The sequence below is a fragment of the Paenibacillus mellifer genome, assembly GCF_023195895.1.
In the GTDB taxonomy this organism is placed as follows: domain Bacteria; phylum Bacillota; class Bacilli; order Paenibacillales; family Paenibacillaceae; genus Fontibacillus; species Fontibacillus mellifer.
On sequence record NZ_JALPRK010000030.1, the window covers coordinates 1 to 16839 of the forward strand.

Genomic DNA, 16839 nt, shown 5'->3' on the forward strand with positions numbered 1-16839 from the left:
AGACGGAGATCTCTCCGTCTTCTTTTTTTTGACATTATGACAGACTCGCCTTAGTTGTCGAACGAAGGGTTGTCATTGAATTTGGAAGGTCTGCGTTCTCCTCCGCCCGAACCGGTGCGCGGCTTGCGGTCGGAAGAACGGTACGAATCACGTCCGCCCTCACGGTTGTAACCTCCGCCTTTGTTGTAACCGCCGCGGCTGCTGCCTTGGGAATCGCGGCGGTAGCCACCGCCTCCACCCGTGCGGTTGCCATAACCCGACGGCTTCCGTCCGCTGGAACGGATATCCGGATTGCGGCGTTTCACGCGAATTGGTTCCTCCGGCGTCAGCTCAATGCCGGATTTCTCGTTCTTGTCACCTGTGATCAGCTTAAATGCAGCTGCCAGCAAGTTTACCGAATCGTATTGCTCCAGCAATTGGATCGCGATGCCTTTGTTTTCGTTCAGTTCACCGTTCTCCACCAGTTCAATCAAACGCTCCGCGATAATGCGTTGTTTGCCTTCAATCGCCTCAGCAATGCTTGGCAGCGGTTTACGGGCGATTTTGTGGCGAGTAATCCGCTCGATGAATCGCAGATGATCAATTTCCCGCGGCGTCACAAAGGACCAGGCAGCCCCTTCTTTCCCGGCACGGCCGGTACGGCCAATCCGGTGCACATAACTTTCCGGATCTTGCGGCAGGTCAAAGTTCACGACATGAGTCACGCCGGAGACGTCCAAACCACGTGCAGCCACGTCGGTCGCTACCAGCACGTCGATACTGCCGTCGCGGAATTTACGCATGACGTTATCGCGTTGGTTCTGCGATAAGTCACCATGCAAACCGTCCGCGGAATAACCTTGCTTCTGCAGGGCTTCGGACAATTCGTCAACCCGGCGTTTCGTCCGGCCGAACACGATCGCAAGCTCTGGGGATTCCATATCGAGCAAACGGGTCAACGCGTCGAATTTCTGGCGTTCTTGAACCTCGATGTAAGCTTGGTCGATCAGCGGTGCGCTCACTTGTTTTGGAATCACGGACACATGCTCCGGATCCTTCAAGAACTGCTGAGCCAGCTTCTGGATATTCGTTGGCATCGTTGCGGAGAACAACATGGTTTGACGTTGTTCGGGAACCAGCTTCAGGATCGATTGAATATCGTCCATAAAGCCCATGTCAAGCATTTCATCGGCTTCGTCAAGAACAACAGTTTGCACATCATCAAGTTTGATCGTTTTCCGGTTGATATGGTCTAACAAACGGCCCGGTGTGCCGATAATAATCTGAGGTTTCTTCTTTAATGCGCGAATTTGGCGTACGATGTCTTGCCCGCCGTAGATGGGAAGTGACCGTGTGCCTTTAAACCGGGAGAGCTTGCCGATTTCTTCGGCGACCTGAATGGCCAACTCGCGGGTAGGCGTCATAATCAGTGCGACGATACGATCTTCTTCTTTAGGAATTTTGTTGATGAGCGGCAGGCCGAAGGCCGCAGTCTTACCAGTACCAGTTTGCGCTTGTCCGATCATATCGCGCCCTGCCATCGCAATCGGGATCGACTTGGCCTGAATCGGCGTCGCTTCTTCAAATCCAAGTTCCGTAATGGCTTGCAATACCTTAGGCTCTAGGCCGAAATCTGTAAATGTGTTCAATGTATCATACTCCTTCTATATAGTGGACATTCCACCAGCTTAACGGTATTCTTAAGTAGCGTTTAAAAGGTTGTTCAAAAGACATCTTTTGAACTTCAATTTAATCGTTTATAGGCTGTCCAATCCGCCTGTAAATTTTACATAGGTCTAGTCTGAAAACTGGAAAAGAGTACCTACTCAAGAACATCTCAAGTATTATAGCACAAAATATAAACGGAATACCAGCAAGCGGGTTGGGATACTTCCTTTATTTTCGTGAGGTGAAAGATTGTGTATAAGGAAATTAGGAATGCGTTAGTCATTGTGCTCGGGGCTGCCATGATCGCCGCGGGTTTTAATCTGTTCCTCGTACCGCTCCATTTGCTCAGCGGCGGAGTTTCGGGTTTGGCGATGTTGACCGCCTACTTCTCTCCACTCAGCATCAGTACCATGTATCTGGCGTATAACGTACCGCTCTTGATCGCCGGATTATTTCTGCTGGGGAGACGGTTTATCGGTTTAAGCATTTTATCGGTTGCGGCCACTACCTGGTTCATCGCCCTGATTCCAACACCGGACAAGCTGCTGTCGTCAGATACGCTGTTGTCTGCAGTATTTGGCGGCGTTCTGGTGGGCATCGGCAGCGGCATTTCGTTCCGTGTAGGCGGTTCGTCCGGCGGCTTCGATATCGTGGGTTCGATCATAACCCGCTTCCGTGACTTTCCGGTCGGCAATGTGATTGTCGGATTGAACGGCATCGTCATTCTCGCCATGGGTTACCTCGAAGGGAATTGGGATCTGGCTTTAGCCTCGATGGTATCCATTTATATTTCCGGCAAGGTCGTCGATCTAATCCATATCAGCCATATCAAAGTGACGTTGTTCATTATCACCGACAAAACCGAGGTGATGCTCGAACGGCTCTTGTCACTGCCACGCGGGGTCACGCTGATTAAGACACAGGGGGCCTTCTCCCATAAGGAAAAAGATATGTTGATGACCGTCACTACCCGATATGAACTGGCTGAACTGCGTGAAATCATCAAACAAACCGATTCCAGCGCCTTCGTCAATATCGTGGAAACGGTCGGAGTAATGGGCTCGTTTCGCCGCCGTTAAGCGTTTTCTTGAAAGAGGCAGCCGTTTCCAAACGGCTGCTTCTTTGTTATAATAATCACAGCGGTTCCTTTGTAACTTCAAAGGGTTCAGCTTTACCCCGTATTTCACAGGCTTTTTGCTTTTCCGATTTAGGATTGATTCCGCAGTGAATAATTCTGAAAGGAAAGGGTGATGGATGTGGAAATGGAAATGGAAACGGTAAAACTGGAACAGATCGTCAAGAAGTGGTTTCCGGATATGCTGCTATTTCTAAACCAAAGGGAACTGAATTCGACGATTCTCCTCCGGGATGGCATGACCATCTTGGAACCGCAGGACGCGCTGGAGATTATTCAATTCAGCATCTGCGAGCATCAAAACCCGGCGTTTCTTCATTAATATGCAACGCTTTCATGCAAGACGAGGTCGTTTCTTTTGCCCCGGCAAAGGAGACGACTTTTTTGCTTATTTTTCTTCTATGAAACTCTGAAACTTTTTACCAATTGTGACATTCCTGTTCTTTCTGAAGGCTGTTCTTCCGATATAATAAGTAGCGAGTGCAAACAAGGGAGAGATATCATGAACATCATCTGGACACTACTACTTCTGGCCTTGAGTACAGGCAGCGGGGCTGCGCCGCAGGAGCAAGCCGTGGGAAATGAACCGGCAAACTCTATGATGACATCGGTTACCCAAACCTTCTCGGTGAATCTAGCGGAAGGACGCCTGGACAATCCTATCAAACCCTCGGAATTGAAAGTAGACCCGCAGGTCGATGCCCCCAAAGTCAAAGGCATTTATGTTACAGCATATAGCGCCGGGGGATCACGAATGAGCCAGCTGGTCGACCTTCTCGACAAGACCGAGCTGAACTCCATGGTTATCGACATCAAGGACGATCTGGGTTATATCACGTACAAGACAGATAACGCCGAGTTGAACGAATGGGGGAAACCTCAGCCGTTCATCCGCGATATCGACGCCTTAATGGCTCGATTGCAAAAGCATGATATCTATCCGATCGCCCGGATCGTGGTGTTTAAGGATACGATTCTGGCCAAGAAACATCCGGAGCTCTCGTTCCGTCACAAGGATGGATCCGTGTGGAGCAACGGCAAGGGTGACAGCTTCGTGAATCCTTACAGTAAAGAGGTTTGGGACTATAATATCGCTATTGCCAAGGAAGCTGCTAAGCTGGGATTTAAGGAAATCCAATTTGACTACGTCCGGTTCCCCGAAGGCTTCGAGAAACGGGCGGACAGTCTGAGCTATACAAAAAGTGAGATGAGCCGCGTCGACGCCGTCTCCTCGTTCGTTAAGTACGCTAAGGAAGAGCTGGAACCGCTAGGCATCCGGGTCTCCGTAGATATCTTCGGATATGCGGCTTCGGTGCCTGCAGCCGAGGGCATTGGTCAAGACTTCGTGAAAATCTCTGACAATGTAGACGTCATTTGTCCGATGATCTATCCGAGTCATTATACCACCGGCTGGTTTAACGCCAAGGATCCTGATAAAGCCCCTTACCAGACGATTAAAGGTGCGGTGCAGGATACGCAAACGAAACTTACCGAGCTAGGCGATACGCAGCCGATCATTCGGCCATGGATTCAAGATTTTACCGCCAGCTGGCTGGGCAGCGGACATTATATTAAATACGGCAAACACGAAGTGGAAGAACAAATTCGAGCGTTGCAGGAAATGAATGTGGATGAGTTTCTGTTATGGAACGCCTCCAACCGTTATACTTCCGGCGTCGCTTATGAATAATAAAGTTACAAGCCATCAAACCCGGGCCTTCCTGCCCGGGTTTGGTTTGGCTTGAACGTAAAGTAACCTTTTGTGGATCGGAGTTATGTCAGCTTATGAATCAAACCTATACTTTAAAGCAAAAGTATGCGCAATTTTTACGCATTTTGATCCCCATCCTGGTCACCCAAGTGACAATGTCCCTGATGACCTTCTTCGATACGATGATGTCCGGCCATGCCAGCCCGGCTGATCTTGCGGGCACGGCCATCGGCTCAAGCCTTTGGATCCCCGTGCAAACCGGACTCAGCGGCATCCTGATGGGCATCACGCCCATCGTTTCGCAGCTCGTTGGGGCTGACCAAAGAGGCAAGGTGGGATATCACGTTATCCAAGCGGTGTGGCTGTCCGTGGCCGTAAGCTTGATCGTGCTGGTCGCCGGAGCATTCTCGGTCTCTCCCCTGCTGAACACGATGGATCTCGAACCCAAGGTGCATCATGTCGCTTTCTATTTCCTGGTTGCGATTTCCACAGGGATCGTCCCGTTGTTCGGTTATATCGTGCTGCGCTCGTTTATCGACGCGCTGGGACAAACTCGGATGTCGATGATGATTACGCTGATCTCGCTCCCGCTTAATGTAGGCGCTGGATACTTGCTTATTTTTGGACGCGGCGGCTTCCCTCGTCTCGGCGGCATCGGCTCCGGAATAGCCACAGCCTTTACATACTGGTGCATCTTTCTCATCGCCGTATGGATCGTACATCGGCATGAACCGTTCGCCTCGTATGGCGTCTTTCGCAAGCTGCATCGTATCTCGCTCGCCAAATGGCGCGAGCTGATGAATCTCGGCGTGCCGATTGGCTTCGCCATCTTCTTCGAAACGGCCGTCTTTGCCGGTGTGACACTGCTAATGAGCCGGTTCGACACATTAACGATCGCCGCCCATCAAGCGGCGAACAATTTCGCCTCGACGTTGTACATGATCCCGCTCAGCATCTGTCTGGCTCTGACGATTCTCGTTGGCTTCGAAACCGGCGCCGCCCGGTTGAAGGACGCTCGGCAATACGCGGCCCTTGGCATTGGAACTGCCGCGGCTTTGTCTTTGGCTACCGCCGTCCTGCTGATGTTGTTCCGTCAGGGCGTCGCGGAGCTTTATTCGAGCGAACCCGAAGTCGTCTCGCTGATTAAACACTTCCTGGTGTATGCGATCTTCTTCCAGATCTCGGATGCGATCGCCACGCCAACGCAAGGCGTATTACGCGGGTACAAAGACGTTAGCCCCGGCTTCTGGATCTCCCTGTTGGCGTATTGGGTCATCGGGCTGCCGCTCGGCTTCGTCCTAGCCAACTACACCCCGCAGGGTCCCTACGGCTACTGGGTTGGCCTCATTACCGGCCTGGCCGTAGCCGCGGTCCTGCTGCTATATCGCCTGGTCGTGATCCAGCGGCGGTTTAGCAGCCGCCTCATCCGTCCGGCGGATGCTCCATAAATGCTTAGAAGCCCGTGACCGCTGGAAGGTCATGGGCTTCTTCTATTAGCGCTGTACGTTTAGCACTGTGCGTTGCCGTTTGACACTACGTACCCGGCCCCAGGTGCAATCCGTTTCTTCTCCACGATGGTTAGCTCCGTAACCGCGGGTGCAGGCAACATCTGCCGCTGTAAGTGCCCTTCGGCCGCGCTAAACGCCTGCTCCTCCCCTTCGGCGGCGATGATAATTACGAACGGGCCGGCGGAGGTTTCCGCCTCCAATCGATACAGATACATACATGCCTTCTCCCTTCATCCGCTATGCGTTCGATTGTAGCAGATGCGGGAGGGTTCGCCTAGCATCTTCCCCTACACCTAAACCAAAAATGTTGCATCTTCTACAACATTTTCGGTGTGGAAGGCCAGGAGTTGTGAAGATTGTTGCCTTTAACGCAACAATATCAGGTTCATTTGGCTTCAAGCGGAAAAATTGTTGTCAATTTTGCAACATTTTGAGCTTTACCGTTCTGAATAAATTGATAATGTTGCCTAAAATGCAACATTCCCCCATGCTACGGGACACAAAGCAAAAAGCCGAGCCGGGATTACTCCCAACTCGGCTTACTTGACGATAGTTTTATTTATCTGATACTTAGGCTCGCAACTTATTGCGACAACCGCGACGCCAGCTCGTACAGCTCCATATTAAACGGCTTCTTCGTGCTGACAACCTTCTCGATGTCGGTCAAGATCATCTCGCCGCCAATCATGCCGCAGGCTTTGTTCGACTCGCCGGCGATCAGGCTGCGTACGGCGAAGTCGCCGAGGCGGCTGGCCAGGTTACGGTCGAACGGCGTTGGCGATCCGCCGCGTTGGATATGGCCCAACACGGTTGCGCGCGGCTCAACGGAAGGCTGACGTTGCTTGATCGCCTTTACCACGTCCTCGCCGCTGCCCACGCCTTCGGCTACGATCACGATGCTGTGGCGTTTGCCTTTCTCAAAGTTCTGCTTCATGCGGTCCGCTACTTCGTTCAGGTCAAACGGCACTTCGGGAACAAGGATCGTCTCCGCACCAGCGGCCAATCCGGCATGGAGTGCGATATCGCCGCAATGACGGCCCATAACTTCCACGACCGAAGCCCGTTCATGGGAGGACATCGTATCACGCAGCTTGTTCACCGCGTCCACCACGATGCTGACCGCTGTATCGAAACCGATGGTGTAATCCGTAAAGGAAATGTCATTGTCGATGGTCCCTGGCAACCCCATTGTTTTGATGCCCAACTTGCTCAGCTTCTCGGCCCCTTGATAAGAACCATCGCCACCGATGACGACCAGACCATCGATGCCATGCTCGCGCAGAATCTCCGCGCCCCGTTGTTGGCCTTCCGGTGTCTTAAACTCCAAGCAGCGTGCGGATTGGAGAATCGTCCCCCCGCGTTGAATGATATCACCGACGCTGCGAATGTCCATTTGGAAAATATCATTGTTGAGCAAACCCTGATAACCGCGTTGAATTCCGTACACTTCCAGACCGTAGAACAACCCGCTCCGTACAACGGCGCGCACGGCCGCGTTCATGCCTTGGGAGTCTCCTCCGCTTGTAAGGACTGCGATTTTTTTAACTGCTGACATGATAATTCCTCCTAATTCGGTTGTAAGTAAAGTTAGCATTACTCAAGTTTCTAAAGATGCTTGCGAATCCACAGGCTGTTAGCGAAGAAGAACAACCGCATAAGCGGGCTTCGCCGCATCAACCGTTTGGATACCTCGCGAATTTCGTCCTGCTGGCTGACCTTCGGGTCGGATAAATAGAGGGCCAGCAAGCCTTCAATGATCATCCTATGAAACGAGGAAGCCGGCAGCTTCCGAATATCCTGCCGCGCTCCCTCGACGATCAACGTGATTCGGCCCAACATCGTTTCCTTGTTATCGTAGTAACTGCAGAAGTTCAAATCCCCGCCAAGCTCATCCTCCGCTTGATCGATCAGGTAATCCAACATAATATGTAGCCCGCAAACATGCGGAAAATAAGCATCGTGGATCGTTTTGGCGCTTCTCTCGTCCAACCCGTCGTGGCTTGCCGCCAAAAACAGCATAAAGACACCCAGGGTTGAACCCGTCGCTGCCGCGAACTCGTTCCAGCGCAATTGCGGCGCACGATACTCGTGGTTCGCCCACCAGCTAAGCAGCTTGGCTTCGCGCTCCTGCGGGTCGATGTGCTTGTACACCTGCAAGTCGGTATAAAGTCCTACGAGATCAACAATATACGGCATCGCCGCCGGATATCCGCGAAGCTCAGCGATGTTCGCTTGGCAAGTCCCAACCAGTCGGTGCAGATAACCGCCGTCGTCTTGCTCCTCACGAAGGGCATAGTAGTTCTGCAGCGCCGCATCAGGGTCTACCGCATCCAGCATGCTTTGGTGCAAGAGCCGGAAATCCTCAGGATCTTTGGAAGTGCTTCGGTCACATAAATTGTCCAAATAATCGCTGATGGTTTGAAACGCAACGATGAGAGGGATCAAAACGTGGCGCATCCGCAGGTTTGCGGCCGCATAAACGGCGCCGCCCTGGCAATGGAACTCCTTCGTGGCGATGCTGGCCAAAGCTTGCCGCCGCAGCTCAGGATCGGGAATCTCCTCGGCATCCTGCCTCCAACGATCCAGTTCCTGACGGACATCCGGCAAAATAAACTTATAGACCCGACTCATCAGCCGGATCGGCTCCTTCGGGAATTGGTTTCGGCTTTGTTCAAGTTCAATCAATGGCCTGCCTCCACTGCGTTGTTAAATACGGCCTATCTGAAAACCATTCTATATTATAATATGATCCAACTTTCAGCACAAATAAACAAAATCACAAATGCCTTTTGACGGAGGGCTCATCCTGGGTCGTGCGGTACCAAATATGCAGATCATTGATTCGGCTGGCCAACTCGGCGATTTCACCGTTGAGGCGACAGCTGCGCTCGAAATCGGACTCATTATTCATTTCGCCCAGCATGTGCTCAATCGACCGTTCCAGCACCATGACTTTGCTTGGAATCCGTCCGCGAATCTCCTCCCAATAGGCGATCATCGCCAGCCGTTCCTCCCGCCCGTATTCATCGAAGGGACGCTCCAGCACCGGCACGTGAATGTCTAGGCGCTCATCGTAAACAAAACAATCCTTCATGGCGATAACCTCCTTAGATCAGTATAAAGATTTTACATCAACGGAGCGTAAATTTTATTGCCGCTGAACCCTTTGTTTTCTGGTATACTTGCAAGCATACTGACAAATATAGCTGCAGAAACGGAGCACGGAACCGCATGAACCGGAAAACTACGTCCAGCCCCGATATCGGATGGCTGCGCGCCTTTACCTTTACAATATACGGAACAAGTGTCCTTGTTTCCTCCTATTTCCCACTATTTTACGCCCAGCTTGGATTTTCGACCAGCCAAATCGGTTTGCTGTACGCCCTAGGCCCCATGATTTCGCTGGTCTCCAATTTACTGTGGAGTATAGCCAGCGACCGTTACCAAACGATCAAGAAGGTCTTACTGATCTTGCTGGTCGGCCAAATTGCATTGACGTTTATCCTATCCGCCTCCACCTCGTTTTCTATCATCATGGCGGTCATTACGGTATTCTATTTCTTCTTCTATCCAGTCTTCCCGCTGTCAGACACCATCGTGATCTCGACGGCCAAGCAGCACGGCATCCACTTCATTTCTATTCGTCTGTTCGGTTCGTTTGGATACGCCTTCTTTGCTTTACTTATCGGTTACGTACTGACCCAGGTCGGTTCCTCAAATACGATGTGGGTATCGATTGCGATTGCCGGACTCGCTCTGGGGTTCATCCTGTTCGTGAAGGACCAGCCTACATCCGTAGCCAAGATGGACCTATCAGGCATTTGGGCGATCCTGCGGCAAAAAGAGCTTCTCTGGTTCTTCGGCTGCGTCTTCTGCTTGGCCATCGGCATGCGGATGAACGAAGCTTTTATCTCGATTAGCCTGAAGGAGCTTGGTGCGAGCGAAAATCTCATCGGTTGGGCGATGCTCGCCTCGTCGTTGTCGGAAATTCCCGTGTTCATCTACCTTAGCTTCCATGGGGAAAAATTTAAGGAACTGCCGCTCCTGCTGCTGGCCAGCCTGCTGTTCGCCGTCCGGTTCCTGCTGATGGGGGTAACCGAATCCGCTTACGGCATCCTTGCCATCCAGGCGATGCACGGCGTAACGTTTGGCATCTTCTATGTCACAGCCATCCGCATGCTCACCCGGCTGATCCCCGACGAGTTCCGGGCGACCGGCATGGCCTTGTACACCATCGTTTGGTCCAGCTTAGCCGGGCTTCTTAGCGGCACCTTCGGCGGTGTGATGTTCGAACAACTTGGGCGGCATCCGTTCTACCTGACGGCGATGGGCGCGGCGCTGGTCGCGTTTATTGGGTTCGCGAGCCGATATTTTCAGAAAGGGCCGGGAGCGAACAGCCCCTCGAAATTCGAACATAAGGCTTAACTTTAAAAATAGAAAATTCAATACGACGTTAATTATATTCGATTTTTCATATACATTACTCACTTGAGCTTGTTCGGTACCTTGGATTGGGTCAACTGAGTCCATCGCTATGCGGATCTCCCTCCCAAATATGGCCTTCGCATCCACCAGGCCTTACGCGATCCCTGTTCAAAGGACAAGTCTTCCTATATAATAGTTATTATCAGATGATAGTACCTGGTATTAAATATGAAGAAGCAGGTGAAAACGCATGGATTTCGCTTTGTTCCGGGACATCTTAAAAACCCGCCGCAGTATCCGGGAATTTACCGAAGAACCCGTCAGTATTGCCGATATTGAGGATCTCATCGATTGCGCCCGTTATGCGCCCAGCGATACGAATTCGCAAACCTGGGAGTTCATCGTCGTTATGAACGCCGATAAAATTAAACAAATTGAGGACTTCACCTGGGAGAGCCTGCATGAAACCGCAGCACGCGCCGCGGATCAAGGGCTGGAACGGGAAGCCAAACTATTGGTGAAGTCATTTGGCCCTTACGCTACCGCTTTTTCCGGCGCACCGGCGTTAATCGTTTGCTTATCCACCCCGTACACGTCCAAGTTCCGGGAGAGAATTTTTGACCCGATTGCCTTCGTGGCTTCTGAGGTCTGGGAAGAGGAAGGGTTGAAGAGTAGCTGTCTAGCCGCCCAGAACCTGATGCTCGCCGCCCATGCCAAAGGCCTGGCCACCTGCCCTATGACCGGACCGGTGCTGCTGGCGGAAGAGAAGCTGCGCGAGTTCCTCGACATTCCCGCCGACCGTGGAGTGAACATGGTGATTGCGCTGGGTCATCCGGCGATTTCACCAAAGCCGGTGCCACGAAAGGAAGTCACTGATATTTTGCGGATCGTTGATTAAGCGTTAACCCCAAGAGGCTCCTTTCAGCACACAGCTGGAAGGAGCCTCTTTATCCGTCGTATTTTAAGACAAACGACCGTAAGCCTTCAATATTTTCAAATTCTCCACGGTAAGCCAGCCGCGCCATTCCTGCTCGGCAGCCGGACTCGTCCCCGGGAACGTAAGCGCCCAGCCGCCATCTTCCTGTTGTGTGCTCAGCATCCAATCTAAATGCCCCTGCACCTCCTGATCCGAGACAAGCTTGGCCGCATAACTGCTCGGTGTTGGCGCGTAGTCCAGCACTTTGTGGACGTACCCTTCGGCAAGGGGATCGGTTTCGATTCCGCTTGGACCTGTCAGCCATTCATCCAACCTTGAGAGATGCATGGACGCCCGCTCGCGGTCGGGAACATGCTGCAAGAAGGAGATCCATTGGGCAGCATCGTGATAATCTCCGGGGAGTCCCTGTTCGACGTGGTTCCACAAGAAGTCGATATGACTTTGAAACCAATCCTCACGAATGAGTACCGTGCGTTCCTGCTGTTCCAGCAACATGCCCACGATACTTCCGGTTGGGTTGATCGAAGGAACTCCGTCCTGTTCAGTGATCCACCAAGGCGCATGTGGATATCGGTTCACTTCCGTCGTGGCCCGCGGGAGGCCGCCACCCGGAAGCGTGATGCTCCGCAAATAGCGGATGACGCTTTCCAGCAGATCCGATCCGAATCCCCCGACCTCACGAATCACCAGCAACGCCGTTTCAGTGGCTACCGGCTGGCTGTGCGGGCCGCGCAGATCCGCCTCAAGCGCATGGCCGAAGCCGCCATCCCCGTTCTGGTACGGGCGAAGCGCACCCAGCACCTCTTCCGCAGTCCCTCCGTCAAAATGGTAAGCAAACCGTTTGCGATCCAACAACCGGGCATTCGAATAAATAAAGGTACCGGCCCGTTCCAACACTTCCCGTTTACTCATAACTCTCTTCCTCCTCGCCAATTAAGTTTCGAATACCCACTCGGGATTCCAGACAACCTCCCACAAATGTCCGTCCGGATCTTGAAAATACCCCGAGTACCCGCCCCAGAACGTATCATGGGGAGGAACGGTAATCTGGGCCCCTGCCGCTTCAGCTTGCTCCATGACCTGATCTACTTCCGATTTGCTCGCCACATTGTGGCCTAGCGTAAACTCTGTTGAACTTGGAGCGTTCACTTTCAGACCGGTATCATGCGCAATGTTTTCCCGTTTCCACAGCGCCAGCCTCAGTCCCGCCTGCAAATCGAAAAAGGCGACGGCCCCGTGCTCGAACTCCTGGCCCACAATTCCGTCGGTCGCCCAGCCGAGCCCATCCCGATAAAATCGCAGCGCTCTTTCTAAATCCTCAACACCAATCGTCAATACCGTCATTCTGGGTTTCATCCCTACTCCCTCCAGTCTTCTCATATCCTACATCTGTCTCACGGGCGGGAGTGTCCCGGCCAGTCCGATACAGCTCGGCCAGCTTCACCGCCCGCTGATGAAGCTCCTCGCGCAAAGCCCAAGGCTCAAGCACTTCCGCATCATGTCCTAAACTGAAGAAATGCGATACGGCCCAATCCCATTCCGAGCCGGGCAGGGTGCAATCGAGCCGCCACTCATCCTCCCCTGTTTGCTCTACCTGATGACCAAAATGAGGATCCTGCTCCGCCAGCAGCGAGCCCCGGTACGTTAGTTTCACGAGGAGGCGGAAGTCCTCCCTCGGGGCCCGCGTTAAGGCGTGTCTCTGCTTGGCGACCTCTCCCCTTCCCGCGCCAGCCTCCGGTGGGGGAGACGTCTCGTCGACCTCCACGAACCGGTCGACGCGGAACGTTCGCTTCTCGCCGTGCGTAAGCGACTCGGCTTCGCAATACCAGAACCCGTGCGCGGCGTACACACGCAAGGGCTTTAGCGTCAGCTGCCGGCGATGGTTCACCGAGCGGTACTCCGCTCGAATCCACTGCCCGCCGGCGGCATAACCCAACAAGGCGCTAAGGAACGGCGCCTGGGTCCCGCGCTCCGGCACCTCCATCTCCACGTGCCGGAGCAATGGAGCTATTTGCCCCAGCATCTGCTCGGGCAAAGCGGAGCGGATCTTGTCGGCGACGGTCCATTTCGCCTCGCGGAAGGGACTGCCGCCGTATTTGCCCATGCCGTCCAAGGCCAGCAGGACGGTCAAGGCCTCGCCAGCGTCAAGCTGCAGCGGCGGAAGCCGGAAGCCGTCCATGAGGCGGAAGCCGCCGCCAGGGCCTGATAGCGCATACAACGGAATACCGATTTCCGCCAGAGCCTGCATATCGCGAAGCACGGTCCGTTTGGACACCTCTAGCTTCTCCGCCAAGGACTGTGCTGTTTCCGGCCGCTGCTGCAGCGCCATCACGATCGCCATCATCCGATCCATCCGCTTCATTGCTGATGTCCCCTCCCATTAAGTCCACTATAACAATGTAATGGTGACAACATATTGTCACCCATTGTCCTATGTATACAAAAAAACACAGCCCTATAAAGAGCTGTGCCTTTCATTATCGCGCTTGGAACCAAACTTTATAAGTGATCCGTTAAACGGAAGTGATCTTATAATTTGATTACGTTAGCAGCTTGAGGACCACGGTTACCGTCAGTGATTTCGAACTCAACGGCTTGGCCTTCTTCTAGAGTTTTGAATCCATCGCCTTGAATCGCGGAGAAGTGTACAAATACGTCTTCGCCACCTTCAACTTGGATAAAGCCATAACCTTTTTCTGCGTTAAACCATTTAACTGTACCTTTCAAATGAACAACCTCCTAAAAATAATCGTCATCTTTGACGAATACCCATATTATACTCTATGCCCAACGACAATGCAACGTGTCAGTTCGCCCAAACTTTGCGGTCCTAAACCCGCGTCGGAACGTACGGTTTCATTTGCTTTCCTCGGGGGCGTGAGTTATCATTTTACATAAAATATTACCACTAAATTGCGGGTTTCATACCTGCGATTCGAAGCCAAAGATTGGAGAACGCCTGAGATGATCAAAAAACACGAAATATACAAAAAAGACAAATGGAATATGATGACAGTAGAGGTGCAAGGCAAATACATCATACTCCGTGAAATTTCTGACCAGTGGGGGGAAGAGTCTCATACATTCCTAAGCCGTCCCGCGCTCATGGATTGGGTGAAACGCCGGTTCCCCAAAGAGGAATATGCCGGTAACGAAGCGGAATGGGACGATATCATGAACGCTTTCAAGCAGGTTTAACCCGTCCATCCGGACCATTCCAGTACGAAACGGAGTAATGAATCATGATGGATAGTTCCAACCTTCTTATTTTTATCATCTGCGCGTTTGCGCTTGGCGTCGTGGTTGTCCTGAACAAGGATCGCCTGCAGCCTCGTCTAAGGCGTGGTCTGGCCCTAGCCTCCGTTATTATGATCGCGGTGGCGTTTGGGTTGATGATTTACAGCTTCCTTGCCTGACATTTCCCTATATTTCCTACAGCAGACGGCCATACTAGGAAAATGCCCAAAGCCAACTGGATCATGAAATCCAGCTTAACCTAGGGCTCCCGACATGAATTAGGGAGGTTTTCCGGTATGAGACACAAGCGCACCCCACGTGTGATTCCCCTGCTGTTGACCGGTTGCCTTCTGGCAGCCGCATTCCCGGGCAGCGCCGCGATTGGTCAGCCTGCCTCATCATCTTACCCAACCCAAAGGAGGATTCCGATGAGCACCGTATTGAAACGTTCCGAAGTCTCACAGGAGAATACGTGGAAGCTGCAAGATTTGTTCACCGACCAAGCCGCATGGGACAAATCGTACAATGAACTTAAGGCGCTGAAAGACAAAGCCGCCGAATTCGAAGGCAAGCTGGACAGCGCAGGTCAGATCAAAGCCGTATTCGAATTGGAAGACGAGTTATCCTTGGAAATTGAGCGGCTTTACGTTTACGCCCATCTCAATCACGACGAGGATACGACGAACCCTACATATCAGGCACTTGTGCAAAAAGCTAAAAAATTAAGCGTTGAAGTCAGCGAGGCCTTGTCTTTTATTACCCCGGAAATTCTGGCTCTGCCAGAGCAGGATCTCGACAAGCTGATTCAAGATCCTGTCCTTGTGGACTACAAGTTCACTTTGCAGGAGATCAAACGCGAGAAAGCGCATGTGCTGAGCAAAACCGAAGAAGCGCTGCTCGCCCAGGTCGGCAATTTGTCGCAAGCGCCGCAGCAAATTTTCGGCATGATCAACAACGCCGATATGAAATTCCCGAAAATTAAGGACGAAAACGGGAACGAAGTGGATTTAACTCACGGGAGCTACATCCAGTTCCTGGAGAACCCTAATCGCGAAGTACGCGAACGGGCGTTCAAGGCTGTCTACGAAACCTATCGTAAGCAGAAAAATACCATCGCCTCCACGCTGAGTGCGAATGTGAATAAGAACATGTTCTATTCGCGGGTCCGTAAATACCCTTCCGTGCTGGAGATGTCCCTCTACGGCGACAACATTCCGAAGGAAGTGTATACGAACTTGATCGACGCCGTGCATGAGAGCCTGCCGCTCCTGCAGCGTTACATGAAGCTCCGCAAGAAGCTGCTGGGCGTTGACGAGCTGCATATGTACGATCTGTTCGCCCCGCTCGTAGAGGAATACAAGTGGGATATCTCTTATGATGAAGCGAAGAACATGGTCGAAGAAGGGCTGCAGCCGCTGGGCGAGGATTATCTGAAGGTTCTCCATGAAGGCTTCGAGAACCGCTGGATCGACGTGTACGAGAACGAAGGCAAACGTACCGGCGCTTACAGCTGGGGCGCTTACGGCACCCATCCTTACGTGTTGCTGAACCACAAGGATAATCTGAACAGCATGTTCACGCTCGCCCATGAGATGGGCCACGCGCTGCATTCGTATTTTTCGGACGAAGCCTTGAAATATCGGGACGCTCAATACACCATTTTCCTGGCCGAAGTCGCCTCGACGACCAATGAAGCGCTGCTGATGGATTACCTGCTCAAGAAATCAACCGATCCGAAGCAGAAGCTGTACCTGCTGACTTACTATGCCGATCAGTTCCGGACGACGTTATTCCGGCAAACGATGTTCGCCGAATTCGAGAAGCTCATCCACGAGCGTGCCGAAGCCGGGGAGTCGCTTACGCCTCAGGAGCTGTCGGAGATTTATTACGATTTGAACGTGAAATACCACGGCAAAGACATGGTCGTCGACCAGGATATCGAAATGGAATGGGCCCGGATCCCTCATTTCTACACGAGCTTTTATGTGTACAAATACGCAACGGGCTTCTCCGCGGCTACGAGCTTCTCGAAGCAAATTCTCGAGGAAGGCAAACCGGCCGTCGATCGGTACCTCGGGTTCCTGAAGAGCGGCGGCAGCGACTATTCGATCAATATCCTGAAAAAAGCCGGGGTCGACATGTCCTCGCCGGAGCCGATCCGCGAAGCGATGAGCGTGTTCGAGAACGTCATCGCGCAAATGGAACAATTGACGATGTAACTTAGGCCAACGGCTGCCAC

General features: G+C 52.4%; 18 protein-coding genes. 9 read left to right on the forward strand and 9 right to left on the reverse strand.

The annotated features are described in order from the left end of the window. Positions 1-50: 50 nt before the first annotated feature. Positions 51-1628: a degradosome RNA helicase CshA gene (gene cshA, locus M0651_RS21790; RefSeq protein WP_248553792.1), complete on the reverse strand. Its 1578-nt coding sequence runs from the start codon at positions 1626-1628 to the stop codon at positions 51-53. 270 nt (positions 1629-1898) lie between these two features. On the opposite strand from cshA, the gene M0651_RS21795 reads away from it, so the two are divergent. From M0651_RS21795 to M0651_RS21810, 4 genes are all read left to right on the forward strand, one after another. Beyond that, positions 1899-2726, forward strand: a complete 828-nt coding sequence (locus M0651_RS21795) for a YitT family protein (protein WP_248553793.1) — start codon at positions 1899-1901, stop codon at positions 2724-2726. A 183-nt stretch (positions 2727-2909) separates the two neighbouring features. Next, positions 2910-3104 carry a hypothetical protein gene (locus tag M0651_RS21800; RefSeq protein WP_155605250.1) on the forward strand — a complete coding sequence of 65 codons (195 nt, stop codon included), beginning with the start codon at positions 2910-2912 and terminating at the stop codon, positions 3102-3104. Positions 3105-3284: 180 nt separating this feature from the next. After that, positions 3285-4472: a putative glycoside hydrolase gene (locus M0651_RS21805; protein WP_248553794.1), complete on the forward strand. Its 1188-nt coding sequence runs from the start codon at positions 3285-3287 to the stop codon at positions 4470-4472. Positions 4473-4567: 95 nt separating this feature from the next. Beyond that, on the forward strand, positions 4568-5941 hold the full coding sequence (locus M0651_RS21810) for an MATE family efflux transporter (protein WP_248553795.1): 1374 nt from the start codon (positions 4568-4570) through the stop codon (positions 5939-5941). Between the two features lie 59 nt (positions 5942-6000). On the opposite strand, the gene M0651_RS21815 is transcribed toward M0651_RS21810, so the two are convergent. The 4 genes from M0651_RS21815 to M0651_RS21830 all read right to left on the reverse strand — a co-directional run bounded on the left by M0651_RS21815 (position 6001) and on the right by M0651_RS21830 (position 9095). Then, a complete protein-coding gene (locus tag M0651_RS21815) occupies positions 6001-6216 on the reverse strand; it encodes a DUF3906 family protein (protein ID WP_248553796.1) in 216 nt (71 codons plus the stop codon). 368 nt (positions 6217-6584) lie between these two features. Beyond that, positions 6585-7556 carry a 6-phosphofructokinase gene (gene pfkA / locus M0651_RS21820; protein ID WP_248553797.1) on the reverse strand — a complete coding sequence of 324 codons (972 nt, stop codon included), beginning with the start codon at positions 7554-7556 and terminating at the stop codon, positions 6585-6587. Between the two features lie 50 nt (positions 7557-7606). Continuing rightward, positions 7607-8686, reverse strand: a complete 1080-nt coding sequence (locus M0651_RS21825) for a tetraprenyl-beta-curcumene synthase family protein (RefSeq protein ID WP_248553798.1) — start codon at positions 8684-8686, stop codon at positions 7607-7609. A gap of 91 nt (positions 8687-8777) precedes the next feature. Beyond that, positions 8778-9095, reverse strand: a complete 318-nt coding sequence (locus tag M0651_RS21830) for a hypothetical protein (RefSeq protein ID WP_248553799.1) — start codon at positions 9093-9095, stop codon at positions 8778-8780. Positions 9096-9232: 137 nt separating this feature from the next. Here M0651_RS21830 and M0651_RS21835 point away from each other — a divergent pair, with 137 nt between their 5' ends. Then, positions 9233-10426, forward strand: a complete 1194-nt coding sequence (locus M0651_RS21835; protein WP_248553800.1) for an MFS transporter — start codon at positions 9233-9235, stop codon at positions 10424-10426. A gap of 250 nt (positions 10427-10676) precedes the next feature. After that, the gene (locus M0651_RS21840; protein ID WP_248553801.1) at positions 10677-11324 is read left to right on the forward strand and encodes a nitroreductase family protein; all 648 of its coding nucleotides are present in this window, start codon (positions 10677-10679) and stop codon (positions 11322-11324) included. A gap of 63 nt (positions 11325-11387) precedes the next feature. On the opposite strand, the gene M0651_RS21845 is transcribed toward M0651_RS21840, so the two are convergent. From M0651_RS21845 to M0651_RS21860, 4 genes are all read right to left on the reverse strand, one after another. Next, positions 11388-12275, reverse strand: coding sequence for a hypothetical protein (locus M0651_RS21845; RefSeq protein ID WP_248553802.1), 888 nt, complete (start codon positions 12273-12275; stop codon positions 11388-11390). A 21-nt stretch (positions 12276-12296) separates the two neighbouring features. Next, positions 12297-12719, reverse strand: a complete 423-nt coding sequence (locus M0651_RS21850) for a VOC family protein (RefSeq protein WP_248553803.1) — start codon at positions 12717-12719, stop codon at positions 12297-12299. Further along, positions 12682-13725, reverse strand: coding sequence for a helix-turn-helix transcriptional regulator (locus tag M0651_RS21855; protein ID WP_248553804.1), 1044 nt, complete (start codon positions 13723-13725; stop codon positions 12682-12684). Before M0651_RS21855 ends, M0651_RS21850 begins: the two co-directional genes overlap by 38 nt. Before the next feature lie 167 nt (positions 13726-13892). Next, complete coding sequence (locus M0651_RS21860) at positions 13893-14090, reverse strand: cold shock domain-containing protein (RefSeq protein ID WP_018750471.1); 198 nt, start codon at positions 14088-14090, stop codon at positions 13893-13895. Between the two features lie 237 nt (positions 14091-14327). Between M0651_RS21860 and M0651_RS21865 the strand changes: the two genes are divergently transcribed. From M0651_RS21865 to pepF, 3 genes are all read left to right on the forward strand, one after another. Beyond that, a complete protein-coding gene (locus tag M0651_RS21865; protein ID WP_248553805.1) occupies positions 14328-14561 on the forward strand; it encodes a hypothetical protein in 234 nt (77 codons plus the stop codon). 44 nt (positions 14562-14605) lie between these two features. Next, positions 14606-14779, forward strand: a complete 174-nt coding sequence (locus M0651_RS21870; RefSeq protein WP_193415408.1) for a hypothetical protein — start codon at positions 14606-14608, stop codon at positions 14777-14779. A 249-nt stretch (positions 14780-15028) separates the two neighbouring features. Continuing rightward, positions 15029-16819 (forward strand): oligoendopeptidase F, encoded by a 1791-nt coding sequence (pepF, locus tag M0651_RS21875; RefSeq protein WP_248553836.1) that lies wholly within the window; start codon positions 15029-15031, stop codon positions 16817-16819. Positions 16820-16839: the final 20 nt, after the last annotated feature.